Source organism: Brenneria sp. g21c3, assembly GCF_040240345.1.
In the GTDB taxonomy this organism is placed as follows: domain Bacteria; phylum Pseudomonadota; class Gammaproteobacteria; order Enterobacterales; family Enterobacteriaceae; genus Brenneria.
In genome coordinates this window covers 96,760-118,116 of sequence record NZ_JBEIAB010000004.1, presented here as the reverse complement: position 1 = coordinate 118,116, position 21,357 = coordinate 96,760, and the positions used below count along the sequence as shown (strand labels likewise).

The window sequence follows — 21,357 nt, the reverse complement described above, 5'->3', positions numbered from 1 at the left end:
GTAACGCCGTTTTGGACCGCCAACGGCGGCCCGCAGCAGGAGTCTTACCCTTTACCGCCCGTTAAACGACGCTGCAATTGGTCGCGCAGATTCGGCGGCGTGCCTTTAATGGTTAACGTATCGGTCGCCGGATCCCAGAAAATCCGCTCGCCCAGCAATAGCGCGTCAAAATTCAGACTAATGCCGCCGCCGCTGCCGGCAAACTTGGTTAACTGTCGCAATGTACCGCGATCGGCGGGAAAACTTTCTTCCAGGTCATACCCTTGCTCGGTTGAAAATTGCTGGAATGTTTTCTCGCCAAGTGGCGGCAGTTCCTCAGACAGCGCCGACAGCTCAATTTCCTCGCCTGATTGCAACTGCTCATTGCAGTAGCTGTAGACCTGCTGGCGGTAATTCTGACGCTCATTTTTGTCCAACTGCGCATCATCACAGTATTCATCAACAGCTTTCAGCAGACCGCGGTTTTGTGCCTTGGTATCCAATCCTTCCGCAGCAGCCAGGAAATCCATGAAAAAGTCAGCGACTTTACGCCCCACCCGGCCTTTCAGAAAGGTCAGGTAACGAGTTGACTCGGGATTGGTTTCCCACTCGGTCAGGTCAATGCGCGCAACGATATCCGCATGATTGATATCCAGATAGTGCGTGCTACTGATATCGAGCTGTTCATTAACCCGCATACTGTTGCAGCTATTGAGCACCGCGATGAGTAAATATTCCACCGCCAGATAACGATACTGGCAAAACAAAACGATACCGCCCTCGGCGAAGGGGTATTTGGCCAGTTCATCTCGCAGGCGCCCGGTGGCCGCGCGCGTGAACGCCAGAAAGTCCTCATCACCTTTACGACAGGCCCGGAGCGCATCCGCAAGTTCGCTTTGCTCATTAAACAGGCCGTAAGCCTTACTTTTCGCACTATAGATACGATGCAATTCAGCCATCATCTCTTCCACTGTCGCATTGGTCGACAACAATGAATCACGCAACACCATTTCCAGCGTCTGTTCGTCACGTTTAATTAGCTGATGCAGGGCAATCTGGTCGATATCCAGACTCATGATAAACTCTCCTTTTAGCAAGGAACGTATTCAAACACCGAACAGATAGAGCTGCAACCAAAAAGCCGCGCTTCATCGTTTGCCAATACACAACCGGTATAAAATGATAAAAGTGCGGAAAAGGATCGGCCTATACGGTAAGATATCTGACTTTAACAGCTTGAGAAACGCCATTTTATGCCACAATCATCCCGTTACAGCGACGAACACGTTGAACAACTGCTATCCGAACTGGTCAATGTTCTGGAAAAGCATCATGCCCCAACCGACCTTGCTTTAATGGTGCTGGGTAATATGGTGACCAACCTGATTAATACCAGCGTCGCGCCGGCTCAACGTCAGGTTCTGGCGCGTTCTTTTGCCGAAGCATTGCAGGCTTCAATTAAAAAAGCAGATAAAGTTCACTAATTTTTGACCTACTTTATGGTAACCAACAGCCAGCGCTACCGTGAAAAAGTTTCCCAGATGATCAGTTGGGGACACTGGTTCGCATTGTTTAATATTTTGCTCAGTCTGGGGCTGGGTAGCCGCTATCTGTTTGTCGTCGACTGGCCTTCTTCACTCTTTGGCCGCATTTATGCGTTGGTCAGTTGGCTTGGGCATTTCAGCTTTATCGGATTCGCCGCTTACCTGCTGATCATTTTCCCGCTGACATTTATCGTCATGTCGCAGCGATTGCTGCGTTTCCTTTCCGCAGCGCTGGCAACGGCCGGGCTGACTCTGCTGTTGGTCGACATTGAGGTTTTCACTCGTTTCCACCTTCACCTCAACACCACCGTCTGGGAGTTAGTCATAAACCCGGACCAAAGCGAACTCGCCCGTGACTGGCAACTGATGTTCATCGGCATTCCGCTGATCTTTATGGTGGAAATGCTGTTCGGCACCTGGTGCTGGCAAAAGCTGCGCAGCCTGAATCGTCAACGCTTTGGCAAACCTCTGGCCGGTGTTTTTATCTCGGCGTTTGTCGCGTCGCACCTGATGTACATCTGGGCGGATGCGAATTTCTATCGTCCGATCACCATGCAGCGCGCTAACCTGCCGCTGTCTTATCCCATGACTGCGCGCCGTTTTCTGGAAAAACACGGTCTGCTTGACGCGCAGGAATATCAGCGCCGTCTGGAACAACAGGGAAATCCTGAAGCGATGACGGTGGAATATCCGCTCAACGACATTACATTCCGTGATAGCGGCAGCGGATATAATCTGCTGGTAGTTATGATCAACGATGCCCCGCTCGATAGCGTCCGGAACGACATGCCGAACCTGACGCAATTTGCCGAGCAAAATATTCGCTTTGACGATCACTATGACTCAGGCACGCAGCCCAATGCCGGGTTATTCAATCTTTTCTACGGAATATCGACAACGTACATGGATGGCATTCTCAGCGCGCGCAAACCTTCGGCATTGATAAGCGCGCTGGGCCAGCAGGGTTATCAGTTCGGTCTGTTTTCCACCAATGGTTTTGATAATGCGCTTTATCGTCAGGCGTTATTGTCCGATATCTCACTCCCGGCGCCGCAGGAGCAGAGTGACGAGGCGATTACCTCACAATGGCAGCAATGGCTGGATAACGACAATAACAGCGCGCCCTGGTTCTCTTATATTGAGCTGAATGGTTCAAACGCCACACCGAACGCCAAGGTGAACATCCCAAACGTCGATCGGCAGGTTAATCGGATTATCAGTACGCTGCGGGAAAAACAGGTACTGGATAAAACCGTCGTGGTCATCAGCGCCATGCCCAACAGCCTCAGCGATCAGGCGCAAGTTTTCCGTCGTTCACTGTGGCAAACGCCGCTCATCATTCACTGGCCGGACACGCCGGCGCAAGTCATTACTAAAATGACGGACAACAAAGACGTGATGGCCACGCTGATGCAGCGCTTGCTACACGTTAAGAATACGACCGAGGATTACTCTCAGGGAGAAGACCTGTTTTCTGCCCAGCGACGCAATAACTGGCTGGCGAATGGCAACAGCGGAGACTTAATGATCACCACTCCTGAGAATATTATTATGCTGGAAAGCAACGGTAGCTATCGCGCCTACGATCGGGACGGCCGTCGGTTAAGTGATGAAAAACCGCAGCTTGCCCTGCTTTTGCAGGTTCTGACCAATGAAAGACGCTTTATTGCCAACTAACTGCCTAAATCTAAAGCAGTCGTTCGGTTTAGCTATTGCAATCATGACAATAAAAGGTAGTATAAGCGCCCATAGCATCGGCACGTAGCGCAGCCTGGTAGCGCACCGTCATGGGGTGTCGGGGGTCGGAGGTTCAAATCCTCTCGTGCCGACCAAATACATATTCGGTAAGTATCGTTTACTACCGGAAACCCCACAGAAACCCGCATTCTCACTGAGTTTGCGGGTTTTTTGTTGCCTGTTATCCACCGGTATCCCCCGTTTACAGCCGGAAAGTTTGGGACGACATTTGGGACTATGCCGCTATAGTCCCTTAAAAACATAGTCCCAAAGGTCACGATCATGGCAATCCAGGCAAAGCCCCTCACCAATACGGAAGTCAAAGCCGCTAAAGCAATAGACAAAGAATTGTCACTGCAGAGTCACGGCCAAAGGCGGGTTACGCGCGATACTGGTCGATCACTTGTGTCGTAGTCATGCGGGTTGCCGCTGGGCAATCGCCAGCGCCACCGGCTGGCAGCATGGGGCTTACCTGATGCCGGACGGTTCAGTTATCGGCACACCGACAATTTCCGTTTTGTTCAACGGTAAATCGGGGCAGGGCTTGACGCATCGCCACAAACAACTGTAATGCGAAAGCAAACGGTAGAGCACCCGTTCGGGACCATTAAGATGTGGATGGGGGCGACCCACTTCCTGATGCGACGATTTAAAAACGTCAGCACAGAAATCAGTCTGCATGTGCTGGCTTATAACTTGAAAAGGATGATGTCTATCTGGGGTACTGAAGGGCTGGCAGTAAGCTGCGGGAGCAATACAGCTAGCAAAACCGCTTTAGCCCCTGATAACAAACCAACAGCACTCAATGCAACGTCATTAAAGCCCGAGCAGTCTCTGCATACAAATCACAGCAAATACAGTCAACAGCAGGGATATGTTGCGTCCCTGGCCGCGGGATAGTACTCAGATACTGCAAAAAAACGAGTTTTTACACAGCCTGTGCCAAATTCGGACATTGATGGACTAGTGGTAAACCCCATTGTAGTGAGGAGCGTGTATCTGACAGATTCCTATTCGATACGTTTCACATCAGGATGACGCTCTGTTGCTGCTTCATGGAAAATGTCGCCCAGCCAGCCCAGTATCTCGTCTTCTGTCATATTGTCCGGAATAGCAACGTCGTAAAGCCGGGAGAATTTTCGTTCCGTCAGGTCTGCGCGGAATACCAGCCAGCGACCACCTTCACGCTTGACCCCAATATGTCGTCCAAAAACGTTGTAGATAAGCACCATCGGCCCCCTTTCAAGAATTGTGTAACTGGGATGGTATATTCAACTCATGATGATTACTTCGTCAACAGATGCAAAATGTCTACCCTTCGCTCTTAACAGACGCCAGCGGCTAATCCATACCTGTATAGAGAGCAACATCCCAAATACCATTTAGTAGCCGCTTGCCTCTCTTGCTCGCGATAACTACAATGTATACAAAACACACAATGTAGTGAGGTGGCGTATGGGTGTCATGTCCGTTCGATTAAATGATGAAACAACCGCGCAGCTTGATGCGTTGGCTAAAGCCACAGGACGTACTCGCTCTTTTCTGGCCGGACAAGCCATTGAAGACTATCTTGCGCGGGAAGCCTGGCAGATAGCAGAGATCGAGCAAGCCATTAAAGAGGCCGATGCGGGCGATTTTGTCTCATCAGATGAGATGAACAATCTGTTTAAAAAGTTAGGTACGGCAAGACATGGAAATTAAATGGCTGCGTAAAGCCGCAGCCAATTTGGAAGCCGAGTACCTCTATATCGCGCAAGATGATCCACAAGCTGCCAGCCAGTTCGTAAATGAAGTCCAACGGTTAACGGAATTACTACCGCAACAGCCAGCAATCGGAAGACCTGGCCGAGTGCCAGGAACGCGTGAATTGGTGTTAACTCACTATCCCTACATCATTCCCTACCGCGTGAAAGACAATATGCTCCAGATTCTGCGCGTCTTTCATACGCACAAGCGTTTACCATCAAAATGGTGAACAATATGACTTCACAAAAGTAAGCCTAACGCGATCGACGTGCCGATGGGCATACTCCTGGACGGGGTCGTCGCGGCGTGAGCTTTTACCGCAAGATGCTAGCGGCGCTGGCTATGGCGCGATAAACCGCAGGCAAAAAAAGCGGGTTTCCCCGCTCTTGCCATGACGATTTTACGTTACGCGCTCACTGACATGGATACTCGGCTGTTTTTTCGGCGCAAAGCGTGTCGCCATGACAATCAATATCACCACGCCCACGGTCATAATCATCCAGGCCTGCTGCAACCCGGCGGTATGTTGACGAATAAATCCGGCGAGCAGCGGCATCAGACTGGCAAGAATGTATCCCCCGCCCTGCACAAACCCCATCAGCGAGCCAGCTTTATGCGAATCCGTCGCCTGATCCAATGTCACGATCAATGACAAAGGGAACAGGGCTCCGAGACCGATGCCCAACATCAGCGTAATGGCATATGGCAATAGCAACGGCGCGACGATCAAGCCAATCATTCCCACCAGCAGGATTATCAGCACGGGCAGCAATAGCCGGCGGCGATCGGGAAAATAATTGATAAAGGCGGATACCATCAACCCTGAAAAAACCTCCGTCAGCGTCAGTCCGCCCATCATAAAGCCGCTTTGCGTCGGGCTCCACCCCAGTTGGATGTAATAAGGCGGCAACCATGCCAGCATCAGCGTATAAGCGCCGGTGCCGATACCAAAGAACACCATTAACAACCAGTCCGTTAAGGTTCGCCGCGTCGTTGTTACCGAAGCGGCTTTACTCTGCGCCTTATATGCCCGGGGAATGGTTTTCCAGGCAATGGCGGCAACCAGGGCCATCATCCCCCACAAGGCCAGCGCGCTTTCCCAGCCCAGCACGTGCGCCAGCGGGGATACGGAAGAAGCGGCTATGGCGGCGCCGCCCATGATTGCCGTGGTATAAAGCCCCATCAGTAAGCTGCTGTGCTTATTAAAATGCAGTTTGATAAAAGAAGGCACTAACGCCTGAATCAAGGCGATCCCCACCCCCGCTAACGCCGCGGTCAACAATAGCGCCATACCGCCATGGATCCACCAGCGTGCGCCGCACGCGACGGCTATAATCACAATCCCCAGCGCGATGCCACGATACTCGCCGAGGCGCGACTGTATCTGGCCGCCATATAACGCGCACCAGCCCATCGCGAATATCGGCAAGGTCGTCAACAACCCGGCCGTCGTGTCGCTTAACCCGGTAACCGCCTGGATCTGAGCCAATAGCGGTCCGATTGCCGCCAATACCGGCCGTAGGTTAAGCCCCAGCAAGATGACGGTTATAAATATAAACACACGGGTTCGGACCGTGGATGCCACAACCATACAAACCTCAATAACTTGAGCGGTGAATAATGATAAACTACAATATCTTCACACAAAGAATCTTAACGTCAAGATAAAATCTTATGACTGACCGCGCGCAACAGTGCTTTGAAGAGTGGAAAAAGGAGCGACCGGATCTCGATCCATTCCCGATGAAATTAATGGGTCATTTAGGTGAAGTCGTACAGAGAGTTGAACGCGATTATCTTAACCCTTTGTTTTCACGTTTCGGATTACGCCCCGGCGAGTTTGACGTACTGGCTACCTTGCGGCGCTCGGGAACGCCCTACGCATTAACCCCCACCCAGCTTTACGACGCCTTGATGACATCCTCTGGCGGTATGACGAACCGTATTGACCGACTGGAAGCCGCGGGCCTGGTACAACGTCAAAGTAATCCGGCGGATCGCCGCGGTACGCTGGTCGCCCTGACAAAAACAGGTCTGGAGTTAATCGAAACGCTCATTGTGCAGCATGTCGATAACGAACGTCAGCTTTTATCGACGCTGTCCGACGCCGAGCAACGGCAGTTGGATACTCTGCTGGTGAAACTCGCGAACGGTTTGAGAAATAGACGGCCGTAAAAAATCCGCCCCTAAGAGCGGATTTATCAACACGTCAATAACCAGAATTGAGGAAAAATACCTTCAGTTCTGATTAGAAACGGTAACCTACGCCAACAGCCCAGGTACCGACATCAACGCTACGGATACGGCTTTGTTCGTAACCGACATCGAGCGCGACATCCTGGATGGGGTTAAATTGCAGACCGGCGCCATAGCTGAAGCCATAGTCGTCATTTTTGTTGTTATCAGTCCCGTTAGTTGCATTATGGGTATATTTACCGTGACCCAAACCGATAACGCCGTAGATGCTGGCCCAATCATTCAAACGATAAGCAGGACCTGCGGTAACGCCGATATATTGACCTTTATTATAGTAACCAGCATTTGTGCTGCTGCTATCTTCCAGGTAACTGAAAGAGCCAATAACGCCCAGCGGGTTATTATCCCACTCGTAACGATATTTCAGGTTAAAACCTTTGGCCTTGTTAACTACGCCCTGAGCATCGCCCTGAGCATAACCAGCAGAAACAGTACTTTGGCCAGCAAATGCTGAGCCTGCGCCAATACTAAATAAACAAGCCAATGCTGAAAGACACACAATTTTCTTCATTATACAGCCTCGAATTCAACTTAATGAGAGAACACCTTACAATCTAAATATAACAAAGAAAGGATAGACTTACCGCCTGATAAATATTTTTCAATTGTGCTTTAGATGTAACTAATATTGTCAGAGCGTGCTATCACGTTAATTACATTGATTTTTATCCCAAGACACCAAGAATCGAATTTAATTAAAATAAAATATTTAAAACAGAAAATTCTTAAATTCCTGCTCGATTTTCACACTGATTAATTCTAAAAAATAAATCAATTAGATATTACGTAAATAAAAGTCAAAAAACGTAAGCGTTTCTCGGACAAATCATTTACAATTGGTCAATCTGGCGGCACTGGTTTTTTGATATCAGGTGTTTATTACATTATATTAAGGCCGAAAGCATGACCTTATCTTCTCCCCGTTTGTCAGTGTTACTTCCCGTTATCCTCATTATCATATCAATGGCCTCTATCCAGGGCGGCGCCGCCCTGGCCAAAACCTTGTTCCCGCTGATTGGCGCCTCCGGAGTAACGGTTCTGCGCCTGAGCATCGGTACGCTGATCCTTTGCATCATTTTCAAGCCTTGGCGCACGCGCTTCATCGGCAACCGCTGGCCGCTACTGGTTTATGGCGTTACGCTGGGAGCAATGAATTTTTTATTTTATCTCTCGCTGCGCACGGTTCCGCTCGGTATTGCCGTCGCGCTGGAGTTCACCGGCCCACTTGCCGTCGCCATGTTATCATCACGGCGAGTGATTGATTTTTTATGGGTTATTCTGGCGATATTGGGATTGTGGTTCTTATTACCGCTTGGCCGCAATATCGGTAATATTGATTTGCCCGGCGCCTTTTGCGCTCTTGCCGCCGGGTGCTGCTGGGCGTTATATATCCTTTTTGGCCGCAAGGCCGGCGCGAATCACGGCCCCGAGACCGTGGCCATTGGTTCCTTTATCGCCGCAGTAATATTTTGCCCTATCGGTTTGATTTATTCCGATATGACATTATTTTCACTCGAAATATTACCCATTGGTATCGCCGTCGCCATTTTTTCCACCGCACTGCCTTATTCTCTTGAAATGATCGCATTAACCCGACTACCGGCCAAAACATTCAGCACATTAATGAGCCTGGAGCCTGCCGTCGCGGCTATTTCCGGCATGTTATTTCTCAATGAACATTTATCTTTCATCCAGTGGATTGCGCTCATACTTATTATTACCGCCTCTACCGGCGCGACCATCACCATAAAACCAACAGAATCAATTAAGCAGGATAACCATCACTCGGCGGCATAATTGCATACGCGTCGGAAAGCGATGCGCAAAGGCGTCGTTTTCCGTTAGCGCGGGCAGTTTATATATAGAATAATTATCATTTACATTACTATTGACGTAAATCGACGATCGCGGTATTTATATCCAGCTACAAATGATATTCAATCATCCATGCTGCGCGCCCGCGCGTTAACCTTAGCGGCATGGCGAATTAGACCGATAAAAAGCAATGTCCGGAAAAACGATAAAATATAATAAGTTACTTTCAAATATTCTATACCTATGTATTCGATAGGTAATTCTTTCCGATATTCTGTTTGGTTACTGCTATAATTGATCCCGTTGAACAGTACGACTATGAAAAATTAAATAAAGAGGACATTATTATGCGTACCGCTAAATTGGTAAAAACCGCGTCTTCAGAGCTTATTTATACCCGTAACAATGTAGAGGAAGAAGTCAAAACCTCTACCATCAAGCAGTTAAATCAACTGGTAGCCGATTACATCGATCTATCGCTGCTCACTAAACAGGCGCACTGGAACATGCGAGGCGCCAACTTCATCGCCGTACATGAAATGCTGGATGGCTTTCGTACCGCAATCAACGACCATCAGGACACCATTGCAGAACGCATTGTTCAGTTAGGCGGCGTGGCGCTGGGTACAGTGCAGATTGTCAATGAAGCGACTTCGCTGAAAAGCTACCCGGTTGATATCCACAACGTGCAGGATCACCTGAAAGCCTTGGCGGATCGTTATGCCGCCGTGGCTAATGAAACACGTAAAGGCATCTCCACCGTGGAAGATGAAGATACCGCCGATATCCTGACCGCCGCGTCACGCGATCTGGATAAATTCCTGTGGTTCATCGAATCCAACATCGAATAATAGGCTACGTTATCATTGATGGCTGTAGCATCGTCATTGGAGCGTCCCCGATAAGCGAGAAAACGCGCTTTCGGGGATGGGAAGACGCTCGGCAACAACAATAATGACGCTATCAGGGCTGCTTCGGCGGCCCTTTTTTATTGTCCCGCGCGAGGCTAAATAAAATCCCTGCAACGCATAAACCCCCTATCCTGCCAGAATTAGCGCTCAAAAAATTAGCGGTTGTACTCGATAATCGTACATAACGAGAATCAATGGTTGTTTCCCCCGCATAAATTCGTTAATCATAGTTATCGCCTTGTTCAATAACATTGGCAGTACAACCATGTTAATGATAAGGCGGTTAATAATAACGCTAGATACAGTTAAATTAATTGCAAACAACATATTGTTTTAAAAGCTTTTAGGGTTGGTACTGATATTAACATCGCCCGCAAAATCAAAAGCTTCTCACAACCGGTAAAATTAGGAAGGATTGAATGAAATCACTATTGAAAGCTTCTTTGGCGGCATTGACGCTGGCCATGAGTATTTCCAGCCACGCAGCCGAAAAAGAACTCCTTGTTGCGACTGACACCGCCTTTGTCCCCTTTGAATTTAAGCAAGGCGATAAGTACGTTGGTTTTGACATCGATCTTTGGGATGCCATCGCCAAACAACTCAATGTGACCTATAGCCTGAAGCCGATGGATTTCGGCGGCATCATTCCCGCACTGCAAACCCGCAACGTGGATGTCGCGCTGGCCGGCATCACCATCACTGAAGAGCGCAAAAAAGCAATCGATTTCTCTGACGGTTATTACAACAGCGGTCTGCTGGTGATGGTGAAAGCCGACAATAATGAAATCAAGGGCGAGCAGGATTTGAATGGAAAAGTGGTCGCGGTGAAAAGCGGCACCGGTTCCGTTGATTACGCCAAAGCCAATATTAAAACTAAAGATCTACGCCAGTTCCCCAACATCGATAACGCTTACATGGAGTTAGGCACCAACCGCGCCGACGCCGTGCTGCACGATACGCCGAATATCCTGTACTTCATCAAAACCGCCGGCAATGGTCAGTTCAAAGCGGTAGGCGATTCAATCAAAGCACAGCAATACGGCATCGCTTTCCCGAAAGGCAGCGACCTGCGCGATAAAGTGAATGGCGCGCTGAAAACACTGCAAGAAAACGGCACCTATGCTGAGATCTACAAAAAGTGGTTTGGTGTAGAACCTAAGTAATTGCCGATTTTATCTGGAGATATTCCATGCAGTTTGATTGGAGCGCCATTTGGCCTTCTCTGCCCCTTTTGTTAGAAGGGGCGAAAATGACCTTGCTGATCTCGGTATTGGGTCTGCTCGGCGGTTTGGTTATCGGTGTTCTCGCGGGCTTTGCCCGCGCTTACGGCGGCTGGTTTTCCAGCCGCATCGCACTGGTGTTTATTGAAATCATCCGTGGTACGCCGATTGTCGTACAGGTGATGTTTATTTATTTCGCCCTGCCGATGATTTTTACCTCGGTACGCATCGATCCCTTTACCGCCGCGGTGGTCACTATCATGATCAACTCCGGCGCCTATATCGCGGAGATTACGCGCGGATCGGTGCTGTCTATCCATAATGGCTTCCGTGAGGCCGGTTTGGCGCTGGGATTATCACGGCGGGATACGCTGCGTTATGTCATCGCGCCGCTGGCGCTGCGCCGGATGCTGCCGCCGTTGGGTAATCAGTGGATCATCAGCATCAAAGACACGTCATTGTTTATTGTCATTGGGGTGGCGGAACTGACCCGCTCCGGTCAGGAAATCATCGCCGGTAACTTCCGCGCGCTGGAAATCTGGAGTGCGGTAGCGGTGATTTATCTGTGTATCACACTGATTCTCAGCTTCATCCTGCGTCGACTGGAAAGAAGACTTAAGATTATATGATTGAATTTAAGAATGTTTCCAAACACTTTGGTCAGACGAAAGTTTTACATGACATCGATCTGAAAATTAATCAGGGTGAAGTGGTGGTGATTATCGGCCCTTCCGGATCCGGTAAATCCACACTGCTGCGCTGTATCAATAAGCTGGAAGAAATCACCAGCGGCGAGCTGATCGTGGATGGTCTGAAGGTTAACGATCGGCAGGTTGATGAGCGTCTGATCCGTCAGGAAGCCGGGATGGTATTTCAGCAGTTTTACCTGTTTCCGCATTTGACCGCGCTGGAAAACGTGGCGTTCGGCCCCATCCGGGTTCGCGGCGCCAGTAAGTCGGAAGCGGAAAAACTGGCGAAAGCGCTGCTGGGCAAAGTCGGATTGTCCGAGCGCGCGCATCACTATCCTTCCGAGCTTTCCGGCGGTCAGCAGCAGCGTGTGGCGATTGCGCGCGCGTTAGCGGTAAAACCCAAGCTGATGTTGTTTGATGAACCGACCTCGGCGCTGGATCCTGAATTACGTCACGAAGTGCTGACGGTGATGAAAGATTTGGCGGAAGAAGGGATGACCATGGTTATTGTGACGCACGAAGTGGGCTTTGCGCATCAGGTGGCTTCGCGCCTGATCTTTATCGATAAAGGCCGCATCGCTGAAGATGGCGACCCGGAAACGCTGATAAACAACCCGCCGAGCGATCGTTTACGCGAGTTCCTGCAACACGTCTCCTGAGCAATACCTCAAGGGGGCAAAAGCCCCCTTTCATTTAGCGCTTAGCGTGGATATTCCCGTTCGATGAACGCGGCAAAGTCCCGACACATCACATCATCGCCTTGTTCATTATCGGCCAGCACCCGGCTGCCGTCGACCACGCGTATACGCGCGGACAAATCGAAATCGGCCGCGGGCTGAGGACGCCGTAACGCCTGAGCAATCGAAGCCTCGGCCTGTTGCCAGGCTTCGTCCACCGTCAGATTACAGGCCTGCGCCAGATAAGCGGGATTAAACCCCTCGCCCGTCAGACTGCGCAGCGTATCATCATGGCTGACGCTATTGCCCGGCAACCAATAATGCCGCGCCAGATCGGGGCCTATCGCCGCATTATCCGTCAGATAACCGTCGCGTCGCAGGAAGAAATGCCGGGTCTGCTCTACCGCCATTAGCGCCAGCAAATAGCCCTGATAAGAACAGGCGGAATCCATGGATAATAAATGCGGGATCGCCATCGTCGGTCGGGGGCTGCCGCTGATGCCCAGAATACGTTGCTCGGTATCGCGCGCCAGTCTGGTTATCGCCTCCGGCGTACGCTGCGCATCGTCCCAGGAATAGAGCTGCCATTCAAAATATGGCACCAGCAAAATATGTCGCTCGTTGAACGCGCGCATCGGCTGACGCGTACGAATACTGGCCTGAATCAGCGCATCGGGAATCGCCTCCCCCTGCGCGTTTTTCGCATAACGCTTCAGCCAGTCGGCATCCGACAACAGGCTATCGCAGAACATGGATTGCGTTTCCGCATAAGCCATGGATGTCGGCGGAAATTCCTGTGAAAAACACGGCGCATTCTGACGAATATTGGCAAAGTGCGCGGCATGTCCGCCCTCATGAAACAAGGTTTTAATGCCCGTCGCGCCGCTGCCGATCTGATCCGGTTTCGCCAGGCTGGTGAAGTTGATTCGTGCCGGGATCCATTCCCCTTGCTGGAAAAATGGCGGCACCGGGCCGTGCATAAAGCCATTCTCGTACTTACCCTTGCGCACCAGCAGGTCGAGCTGCATTTCCGCGCCGTTAAAACCGATATGCAGACGTTTGAAACTGTTTACCCAACGCGCCAGCGAGGCGGCGAAAGGGAAATAGGGATCGAGCTGACGAGTGACGTCGCCGGCGCTGGCGTAGCGAACGTTCCACGGCGCCAGCGCCTGCGCGCCTTTCTCCGCGGCCAGCGCTTGCAGACTGCGCGCGTTGGCTTCCCGCGTTTGCGCTTCAAACGGATCGAGAATGGCGAACAACTGCTCGGGAGTCATCCGCTCGGTTTTATTCACCTTGTAATCAAAATAGTTACGGTATCCCATCTGACGGGCAAAGCGATTGCGCAGGCTCACCAACTCGGGAAAACCGTTATGCAGCAGCCACTGTTCCAGATCGCACAACGCCTGTTGCGAACTCTGTCGATAGGCTTCGGTATCATTGGTTGCCTGATTGGTCAGCAGTTCGCCTAACGACGCGCTAACCCGTTGGCCTTTTGCATCCAGATGCGTCATTTCATAGGTTTTACGCTTCTCGAATAGCGCGCTTTCCGCTGCAACGATCGCCTCCATCAGCGCCTGTGCTTCAGGATCTTCAATCACATTGCAGTCAAAAAACCGATACCAGCCCTTCAGGCCGTGCAATAACGCCTGCTGAGCGTCATCAACCGGACTCTTTTCCAGCGCGGCGATGTGCCGCCGCAATTCAACCAGCCGCTGCGGCTGGGAAATAAAACGCTTATATGCATTTTCCGCGCGAGAAAACCGGGCCGCTATCTCCTCGTCCCCGGTTCCCATATAAAGCTGCCAGAACAGATCTTCTTTGCTTTGGTGAACGGCCAGATAGTCGCGGTTCAGCGCATTAAAATAATCCACACTCGGTTGCATCATATTCCTTCTCTACCTCTCATCAGCGGTACTGATTGCCTTCACCGGCCTTGTCTGGGGTCGCAACACACCGGGGCCGGATTGTGTCCGGCAGGTTTATCAGCCCAATCGTTTTCTAATCGTCGCCGCGGCCTGCTCCATGGTCGCCGCCTCGCCCGTCGCAACCAGACAGCACGCCAATTGCAGACGGATCGCCTGCGGCAACGCAATCTCCCCCGCCAGACATTGCGCCGTCCAGCGCGCCGTCGTCGCCGCATCTTTGGCTATCGGCAACCCATCCGGCGCCGGCGCGATATCCTGGCGCAGTTGCAGAATCTGCGTATCCTGCTGATGAATAAAATGAATTTCAGGACAGCGCTGGGGATTGGCGTACACTTCCCCTTCGGTACCCTGCATCAGCAGCGCCCTCCCATGGATATCCTTGAAAAAAGTGCCGACGCGGGCAATATATTCCGGGTGCGATACGCTGGCCAGCCGCAGCGCGCCGCTCTCGGCGAAGGGCGTAACCAGTTTGGCCAGGGTATGGCTGCTGTTACGCACGCCCATGCGCCAGCGCAACTGTAATTGCCGGTCGATTGGCGGACACAACAGCGAAATGGGAATAAACAGCGGCTCGCCCTTATCCAGCAGCCGTTGCGCCTGTTCGGCGCTTTCCACCGCGGGGATCCCCAGATTATGCAATATCTCGGCGCTGGTCACGCGGGTGGGATCGTCGCTCACGCCGTGGACCACCACCGGATACCCCAGTTTCGCCAGCAAAAGCGCCAGCAACGGCGTCAGATTGGCTTGTTTCCTCGCGCCATTGTAACTGGGGATCACCACCGGCATCAGCCCTTGTTCCGGCGGCCGCAGGCGCAGAACCCGATCGCTCATGGCCTGATAAAAACCGCGCATCTCGGATTCAGACTCGCCTTTGATGCGAAAGGCTATCAGCAGTCCGCCCAGCTCAAGCTCCGGCACGTCCCCATCCAGCACACGGCGGTAGAGTTCATGGGCGGTTGCCTGATCCAAATCACGGGCATGGTTCTTACCGCGTCCGACCTCTTTAATAACCTTAGTGTAATCCATGCTGGCCTCTCGTTAACGGCGAAATCATTGGTAGCTTATCTCCCGAAAATAGCATGTTTCGCTTTGTTATTAATAATGTAAATACAGAGATAGCGCCTGACCATGCCGGACAAAACAGGCGCCGGCTATCCATGGATGGAGCCTTGATCATTATTCGCCCGCAATGTTGCGGCCCGGCTTTCCAGTATCAGATAGCCGATCGTCGCCAGAAAGAGCGGCAGGAAGAAATAAAGCGCGCGATAAACCAGCAGCGCGGCGATAATCGCGCTCATCACCATCCAGTTGGCGCTGGAAATCGCCAATTGCGCCAGCGCGAATTTCCATGACGGCAACACCAGCCGTTGTCCTTTTATCGTGATATGGCGTCGCTTGGCGCAGGCGCAGGCGCAGGCGCAGGCCCACAAGTAGGCCGCAATGACCAGCAGCGCGGCGACGACCATCAGGAAAAGCCAGGTAAGGATTTTTTTTGCCAGACGCCGGCGCGGATGGGATTTGGACATCAGGGTTTCACTCCTGGGTTTCCGCTTTAACGCGATCCTGGGTTTCAATTTCCGGCTGCGCCGGGGGCGGCACCTGCGCCAGCTTCGGCGTATGGGCGGGCAGCCAGCCGAGCAATGCCGGGAAATAGCGCAGAAAGTGGAACACCACCACGCTTTTCGTCAGGTTCCACCAGGTGCGTTTCGGCACCATCGATTCATCCACGCGCAGGCAGTCATTGGCGATAATATGCTGGAGATTGTCGCGCAGCGTCTGGTTAAAGGCGCGATCGTGAATGATCAGGTTGGCTTCCAGATTGAGCGACAGACTGAGAGGATCGAGATTGCTGGAGCCGACCGTCACCCAGTGCGTATCCATCAGCGCCACTTTGCCGTGCAGCGGGCGGCGGCGATATTCATAAATCTGCACGCCGCCGTTCACCAGATAGCGGTAAAGCAGGCTCGCGCCGACTTTGACGATCGGCATATCCGGCTCGCCCTGCACGATGAGCTTCACCTGCACGCCGCGGCGCGCCGCCTTGCGCAGGGCATGCAAAAAGCGATAGCCGGGGAAGAAATAGGCGTTGGCGACAATCACCTCGCGTCTGGCATTCGCCAGCATCTTCAGATAGTGGCGCTCGATATCATCGCGATGCGCTTCATTATCGCGCCAGACGAACAACGCCTGCGCGTCGCCGGGCTTCAGGTTCTCTTGCGGGCGATGATGACGCGCCCACCAGCGGCGCGCGGCGGCCTGGCCGGACAGATTTTCCAACTCAAACAGTAAAATATCGCGCACTACCGGTCCTTCAACCTGTACGGCGTAATCCTGCTTGGCCTGCGGGCCGTAATCGGACATATGCTCGTCGGAATAGTTAATCCCGCCGACAAACGCCACCGTCTCATCCACCACCACAATTTTACGGTGCAGCCGCCGGAACACATTGGTGCGCATGCCAAACAGGCGAGGACGCGGATCGTAGTAACGAAATACCACGCCGGCCGAGGTGAGTTCATTGATGAATGTTTTGCTCAAGTCCGCCGAACCGTAGCCGTCGAGTAAAACCTCCACCTTCACGCCGCGGCGCGCGGCTCGCAACACCACGTCGTGCAGTTGACGGCCCACGTTATCTTCAAACCAGATAAAGGTTTCAAGGATGACTTTAGTCTGCGCATTACCGATGGCGTTAAACACCGCCGGGTAATAACGATCGCCATTTTCCAATAGCGTGATCCGGTTTCCTTCGCGCCATGAACATTTCATAAGTGTATTTCCGCACTTAAAGGGGCATGGTCGGACAGATGACGCCAGTGGCGCAAAGACAGCGCGCTCGGCCTGCTGGCATGCGCATTTTTCACATAAATCCGATCGAGGCGCAACAGGGGGAAAACCACCGGGAAGGTACGCGCGGGTCTGCCGCGCGTGCGGGTGAAGATCTCCTCAAGTCCGGCCTCGGCCTGCAAAAGAGGGTTGGCGCGCTGGCGCCAGTCGTTGAAATCGCCCGCCACCACCACCGGTTCGCCTGCGGGCAGTGAATTGACCCATTTCGCCATCATCATAAGCTGCGCCCGGCGATGCGATTCCCACAAGCCAAGATGCACCGAGGCGACATGAATGGGAAAAGCCAGCGCCGGCGGCGCAATCCGGCAATACAGCAGCCCGCGTTTCTCGCTTTCTCCCACTGAGACATCGTGATTTTCATCATGCTCAATGGGAAAACGCGACAACACCGCATTACCGTGGTGACCTTCGGGATAGACCGCGTTGCGCCCGTAGGCATAGTCGCGCCATAGGGTGTCGGCAAGGAATTCGTAGTGCGTCGTGTCGGGCCAGTTTTCTATGTGCAAGGAATGAACTTGATGGGCGCCCATCACTTCCTGCAAACAGACGATATCCGCGCGGACGGTACGTATCGCGTCACGCAGCTCCGGCAAAATGAAGCGGCGATTAAACGCCGCGAAGCCTTTATGTGTGTTGATGGTGAGCACTTTCAACGAAAAATGCCGGGGGTTTTGGATCATATTCTCCTGGCCGCGTCACTATCCTGATGAAAACAAAGTGTAGTCGGCATCACAAAAAGAACCGCCCAATCTTGTCGATATTGTGCTAAAAATCGATCGGTCGGCCGTCGCCCCCGCGATGGCGCTGGCGCGGACAAGCCGTTTCCCCCCGCGACATCCCATCAGTCATCATGGCATTCCCCTTTCTTCAATCGGAAACACCGGCAAGGCGGCGAGCAACTGGGCGCCATAGCCTTTGGTCAGCAGACGGCGATCGTAAATAATGATTTCACCGAAACATTCATGGCTGCGGATCAGGCGCCCGACCTGCTGAATGAGGTTGAATGACGCGCTCGGCAAGCTCTGCACCACAAACGGGTGACGCTTCAGGCTTTTCAACCACTCACTTTCCGTCAAGATGACCGGGCTGTCGATCGGCGGGAAGGCGATTTTGTGGATATGCACCTGAGACAACAAATCGCCTTTTAAATCCAACCCTTCGGCAAAGGATTGCAAACCGATCAGTACGCTGGTCCGCCCTTCTTCCACCCGTTGGCGGTGCAGTTCCACCAACCGATAACGCGGTTTATCCCCCTGTACCAGCAGCATCAGCCGCAGATCGGCGACCTGCGTCAGAAACAGCTGCATCGCCCGCTGGCTGGCGAACAGCATCAACAACCCGCGATGTTTCTCCTGTTGCAGCTCGGCGCGGAAAAAGCGGGCCATTTCGGCAATATGCTGTGCCTCATTCGCCATCAACGGTTCATAACGCATTTTCGGGATCACCAGCCGCCCTTGCTCGCGGTGGTTAAACGGCGAACTCAGCGCCAGAAAGCGATCCCCGTCGCGTTCATTCAGGCCGGACAGTTCCTGTAAACGAGAGAAACTGTTTAACGAACGCAGCGTCGCCGAGGTCACCACCACGTGCGACACATTATTCCACAGCAGCTTTTCAAGCTGATCGCTCACGCGGATACCGGCGCAGTGCAGCGACAAATGCGCTTGCCCGTCGCGCACATAGCGGGTAAGCCATTTGGATACCGGCGCATTGGATGATTTCTCCATCGCCGCCAGCCGCCATAGTTTGCTCAACGCCTCCAGATAGCCCAGCAGCCGGCTCATTTTCAACAGCGCATGGTGCAAGCGCACCACATCGTGCTTACCGGTTTTCTCGCTCAGATCGTTGAGCATGAACTCCGTTAACCCGCGCAGGCTATCGGTCAGCTTAAATAACCGGGTACAGCTTTCGCGCATTTCATCCGATAATTTCCCCATCGGGAAACGATATTCGCCTTCGCTGCCGTCTGGCGGTAAAAAACATCCGCACAGCTGCGCAAACGACAACGCCAGCTCACGCATCTCTTCGCAATGACGGGTTAACCGTTCGCCGTGCGCCAGCCGCGGCGGCGATTTCGGCGCGAACTGCGCCATGCATAGCCCGATTTGCTGCACCACCTGTTCCAGTTGCAACGTAATGGCATCCGGCGTGATATCGCCGGACATTTCCAGCGTGTCGCGGGCGACGTCGGGTATATGGTGGCCTTCGTCCAGCACCAGCAGCAGATCTTTGGGATTCGGCAACACCGACTCGCTTTCCATCGCCGCCATGACCAGCGCATGATTGGTGACCACCACATCGGCATTTTCGATTTCACGGCGGGCGATAAAAAACGGACATGCGCGGAAATAGTGACAATTATGCCCCAGACAATTCGCTTTATCGGTGCTGAGTTTGCGCCACAGGCTATCGTCAATCGACTCCTGATAATGGTCGCGCAGGCCGTCCCAGGCATAGCTTTGCAAGGCTTTTTCTATCTTCGCGCATTTCCCCTGCTCCTCCCGGCTGGAGGGAACCCGCTCATCATCCAGAAACAGGGTTAAATCCCCTTGCGCATCGACATCCGTCGCCAGCATCGCCAGATTGCGCGGACAGACATAACGCCCGCGGCCGAATGCCGCGGTGAATTTCAATTCGGGAATAAACTTCTGCAACAGGGGGAGATCCTTGCTGAAAATCTGATCTTGCAACGCCACATTCGCCGTGCTGACCACCAGCGTTTTTTCTTGCGCCCGCCCCACCGCGATGCCGGGAATTAAATAGGAGAGCGTTTTCCCCACCCCGGTCGGCGCTTCGATGGCTAAATGACGCGGATAATCGCCCGCCAGCGTTTTCGCCACTTCGGCTATCATCTGTCGTTGAGGTGTGCGAGGAATAAAATCCGGGATCTGTTGTTGCAGGGCCTTATACCATTGGCCAATCTGCTGTTTTATTGCGGGGGACAGCGTCATGCATTCTCTGTATTCAGTCAATCTGGCGGGTATTGTCCCACAGACTGGCGGCAACGTCAGCCGATATCAGCGCGCCTTTCCTACTCGACAAAGTCGAAACCGCCGGTTAGGGTGATCCAGCCGCCGGGCGTTTAATGCGGCCATCCCATCCGCACGCTGAGAGATAAAGGACATATGTCATCCGTTCATACGGTCAAACAATCCTACTGGTTTTCCGCGCAGCTTCCCTACGTGGAGCTTCGCTCGACCTGGCACAGCGCCCAGGGCTACAAAACGCATAGCCATGCGCAATTCTCCATCGGCGCTATCGAACAGGGCGCGACGATCTGCCATTACCGCGGCGAAAAACATCGGTTACAGAGCGGCGATCTGATTTTTATCGATCCGCAGCAGCCCCACAGTTGCAACCCTTTCCCCGGACAGACCCGCAGCTATCATATGCTGTATCTGGATACGGACTGGTGTTTGAAAAAACTCGCCGAACTGTCCGGTTCGCCCGTCGCCTCGCTGCGCTGCCGCTGCGTCACCCTGCGCAGCCCGGCGCTGTTTGCCGATTATCGGCGCCTGATCGGCCTGTTGCATCAAGGCGAGATCGCCGCCGCCCGGCAAACGCTGAATGAACTGATCGCGCCGATACTCCGGCAATACTGCGTTCCGCTGCCGCAGATCGAACGAACGACGGCGTTTCCAGCGCCGGCCCAATTGACGACGCGCCATGTTCGCCGGCGTTTGCTTACCCAGTTGCAGGAAGCGCCGTCGCTGGCGACGCTGGCCGAAGAGTTGAATCTGCGGCGAGAAACCATCGTGCGGCATTTTCGTCGCCATACCGGTCTCACCCCGATGGCGTTTCTCAACAATGCGCGGGTGGAATACGCCAAAACCTTGCTGAAACAGGGCGTGCCGCTGGTCGATGTGAGCTACCAAAGCGGCTTTTGCGATCAAAGCCACTTCCATAAAATCTTCGTGCAGTATACGGCGGCGACGCCGGGACAGTATCGCCAGGCGCGATCAATATTTGACAATAAATAGCGGGGACGGCGATGGGAGCAGGCGCTGATGACTTTCC

At 52.8% G+C, this 21,357-nt stretch carries 19 protein-coding genes, 1 tRNA gene and 3 pseudogenes; 13 read left to right on the top strand and 10 right to left on the bottom strand.

The features are described 5' to 3' along the window. Positions 1 to 44 precede the first annotated feature (44 nt). Entirely contained in the window at positions 45 to 1,055 is a 1,011-nt protein-coding gene (gene yejK, locus ABRZ28_RS07905; protein WP_319603195.1) for a nucleoid-associated protein YejK, read from the bottom strand. 177 nt (positions 1,056 to 1,232) lie between these two features. On the opposite strand from yejK, the gene ABRZ28_RS07900 reads away from it, so the two are divergent. The 4 genes and pseudogenes from ABRZ28_RS07900 to ABRZ28_RS07885 all read left to right on the top strand — a co-directional run. Continuing rightward, positions 1,233 to 1,463, top strand: a complete 231-nt coding sequence (locus ABRZ28_RS07900) for a YejL family protein (protein WP_330519941.1) — start codon at positions 1,233 to 1,235, stop codon at positions 1,461 to 1,463. A 15-nt stretch (positions 1,464 to 1,478) separates the two neighbouring features. Then, positions 1,479 to 3,200 carry an LPS biosynthesis-modulating metalloenzyme YejM gene (gene yejM, locus ABRZ28_RS07895; protein ID WP_330519940.1) on the top strand — a complete coding sequence of 574 codons (1,722 nt, stop codon included), beginning with the start codon at positions 1,479 to 1,481 and terminating at the stop codon, positions 3,198 to 3,200. Between the two features lie 78 nt (positions 3,201 to 3,278). After that, positions 3,279 to 3,355: transfer RNA gene (locus tag ABRZ28_RS07890), tRNA-Pro, on the top strand. Positions 3,356 to 3,806: 451 nt separating this feature from the next. Continuing rightward, positions 3,807 to 3,995: pseudogene (locus tag ABRZ28_RS07885) on the top strand (transposase); the annotation flags it as partial. Between the two features lie 275 nt (positions 3,996 to 4,270). Here the strand turns inward: ABRZ28_RS07885 and ABRZ28_RS07880 are convergent. Beyond that, a complete protein-coding gene (locus tag ABRZ28_RS07880; protein ID WP_319603382.1) occupies positions 4,271 to 4,489 on the bottom strand; it encodes a DUF7661 family protein in 219 nt (72 codons plus the stop codon). A gap of 226 nt (positions 4,490 to 4,715) precedes the next feature. On the opposite strand from ABRZ28_RS07880, the gene relB reads away from it, so the two are divergent. Further along, a complete protein-coding gene (gene relB, locus ABRZ28_RS07875) occupies positions 4,716 to 4,961 on the top strand; it encodes a type II toxin-antitoxin system RelB family antitoxin (protein ID WP_010286544.1) in 246 nt (81 codons plus the stop codon). Continuing rightward, complete coding sequence (locus ABRZ28_RS07870) at positions 4,951 to 5,235, top strand: type II toxin-antitoxin system RelE/ParE family toxin (RefSeq protein WP_319603213.1); 285 nt, start codon at positions 4,951 to 4,953, stop codon at positions 5,233 to 5,235. Before relB ends, ABRZ28_RS07870 begins: the two co-directional genes overlap by 11 nt. Positions 5,236 to 5,406: 171 nt before the next feature. Here ABRZ28_RS07870 and ABRZ28_RS07865 read toward each other — a convergent pair whose 3' ends face one another. Continuing rightward, on the bottom strand, positions 5,407 to 6,597 hold the full coding sequence (locus ABRZ28_RS07865) for an MFS transporter (RefSeq protein ID WP_330519933.1): 1,191 nt from the start codon (positions 6,595 to 6,597) through the stop codon (positions 5,407 to 5,409). An 83-nt stretch (positions 6,598 to 6,680) separates the two neighbouring features. Here ABRZ28_RS07865 and ABRZ28_RS07860 point away from each other — a divergent pair, with 83 nt between their 5' ends. Next, complete coding sequence (locus tag ABRZ28_RS07860; RefSeq protein WP_319603215.1) at positions 6,681 to 7,181, top strand: MarR family winged helix-turn-helix transcriptional regulator; 501 nt, start codon at positions 6,681 to 6,683, stop codon at positions 7,179 to 7,181. A 73-nt stretch (positions 7,182 to 7,254) separates the two neighbouring features. On the opposite strand, the gene ompX is transcribed toward ABRZ28_RS07860, so the two are convergent. Continuing rightward, a complete protein-coding gene (ompX, locus tag ABRZ28_RS07855; RefSeq protein ID WP_319603216.1) occupies positions 7,255 to 7,773 on the bottom strand; it encodes an outer membrane protein OmpX in 519 nt (172 codons plus the stop codon). A gap of 392 nt (positions 7,774 to 8,165) precedes the next feature. On the opposite strand from ompX, the gene rhtA reads away from it, so the two are divergent. The 5 genes from rhtA to glnQ all read left to right on the top strand — a co-directional run bounded on the left by rhtA (position 8,166) and on the right by glnQ (position 12,556). After that, entirely contained in the window at positions 8,166 to 9,059 is an 894-nt protein-coding gene (gene rhtA / locus ABRZ28_RS07850; RefSeq protein WP_330519932.1) for a threonine/homoserine exporter RhtA, read from the top strand. Between the two features lie 365 nt (positions 9,060 to 9,424). Continuing rightward, positions 9,425 to 9,928 (top strand): DNA starvation/stationary phase protection protein Dps, encoded by a 504-nt coding sequence (gene dps / locus ABRZ28_RS07845; protein ID WP_319603218.1) that lies wholly within the window; start codon positions 9,425 to 9,427, stop codon positions 9,926 to 9,928. Between the two features lie 479 nt (positions 9,929 to 10,407). After that, positions 10,408 to 11,151, top strand: coding sequence for a glutamine ABC transporter substrate-binding protein GlnH (gene glnH / locus ABRZ28_RS07840; protein WP_319603219.1), 744 nt, complete (start codon positions 10,408 to 10,410; stop codon positions 11,149 to 11,151). A 26-nt stretch (positions 11,152 to 11,177) separates the two neighbouring features. Next, complete coding sequence (gene glnP / locus ABRZ28_RS07835; protein ID WP_319603220.1) at positions 11,178 to 11,837, top strand: glutamine ABC transporter permease GlnP; 660 nt, start codon at positions 11,178 to 11,180, stop codon at positions 11,835 to 11,837. Next, on the top strand, positions 11,834 to 12,556 hold the full coding sequence (gene glnQ / locus ABRZ28_RS07830; RefSeq protein ID WP_319603221.1) for a glutamine ABC transporter ATP-binding protein GlnQ: 723 nt from the start codon (positions 11,834 to 11,836) through the stop codon (positions 12,554 to 12,556). The genes glnP and glnQ overlap by 4 nt, the downstream gene beginning before the upstream one ends. 41 nt (positions 12,557 to 12,597) lie before the next feature. Here glnQ and ABRZ28_RS07825 read toward each other — a convergent pair whose 3' ends face one another. From ABRZ28_RS07825 to dinG, 6 genes and pseudogenes are all read right to left on the bottom strand, one after another. After that, positions 12,598 to 14,457, bottom strand: coding sequence for a M3 family metallopeptidase (locus tag ABRZ28_RS07825; RefSeq protein ID WP_319603383.1), 1,860 nt, complete (start codon positions 14,455 to 14,457; stop codon positions 12,598 to 12,600). 99 nt (positions 14,458 to 14,556) lie between these two features. After that, positions 14,557 to 15,525 (bottom strand): DNA-binding protein YbiB, encoded by a 969-nt coding sequence (gene ybiB, locus ABRZ28_RS07820; RefSeq protein ID WP_330519931.1) that lies wholly within the window; start codon positions 15,523 to 15,525, stop codon positions 14,557 to 14,559. Positions 15,526 to 15,650: 125 nt separating this feature from the next. Then, positions 15,651 to 15,974: pseudogene (locus tag ABRZ28_RS07815) on the bottom strand (UPF0104 family protein); the annotation flags it as partial. 50 nt (positions 15,975 to 16,024) lie between these two features. Beyond that, positions 16,025 to 17,265 (bottom strand): annotated as a pseudogene (gene clsB / locus ABRZ28_RS07810) (cardiolipin synthase ClsB). Next, the gene (locus tag ABRZ28_RS07805; protein WP_330519929.1) at positions 17,262 to 18,023 is read right to left on the bottom strand and encodes an endonuclease/exonuclease/phosphatase family protein; all 762 of its coding nucleotides are present in this window, start codon (positions 18,021 to 18,023) and stop codon (positions 17,262 to 17,264) included. Before ABRZ28_RS07805 ends, clsB begins: the two are co-directional and overlap by 4 nt. A gap of 168 nt (positions 18,024 to 18,191) precedes the next feature. Further along, positions 18,192 to 20,291, bottom strand: a complete 2,100-nt coding sequence (gene dinG, locus ABRZ28_RS07800) for an ATP-dependent DNA helicase DinG (RefSeq protein WP_319603226.1) — start codon at positions 20,289 to 20,291, stop codon at positions 18,192 to 18,194. 174 nt (positions 20,292 to 20,465) lie between these two features. On the opposite strand from dinG, the gene ABRZ28_RS07795 reads away from it, so the two are divergent. Next, positions 20,466 to 21,320: an AraC family transcriptional regulator gene (locus tag ABRZ28_RS07795; RefSeq protein WP_330519928.1), complete on the top strand. Its 855-nt coding sequence runs from the start codon at positions 20,466 to 20,468 to the stop codon at positions 21,318 to 21,320. The last annotated feature ends 37 nt before the right edge of the window (positions 21,321 to 21,357 follow it).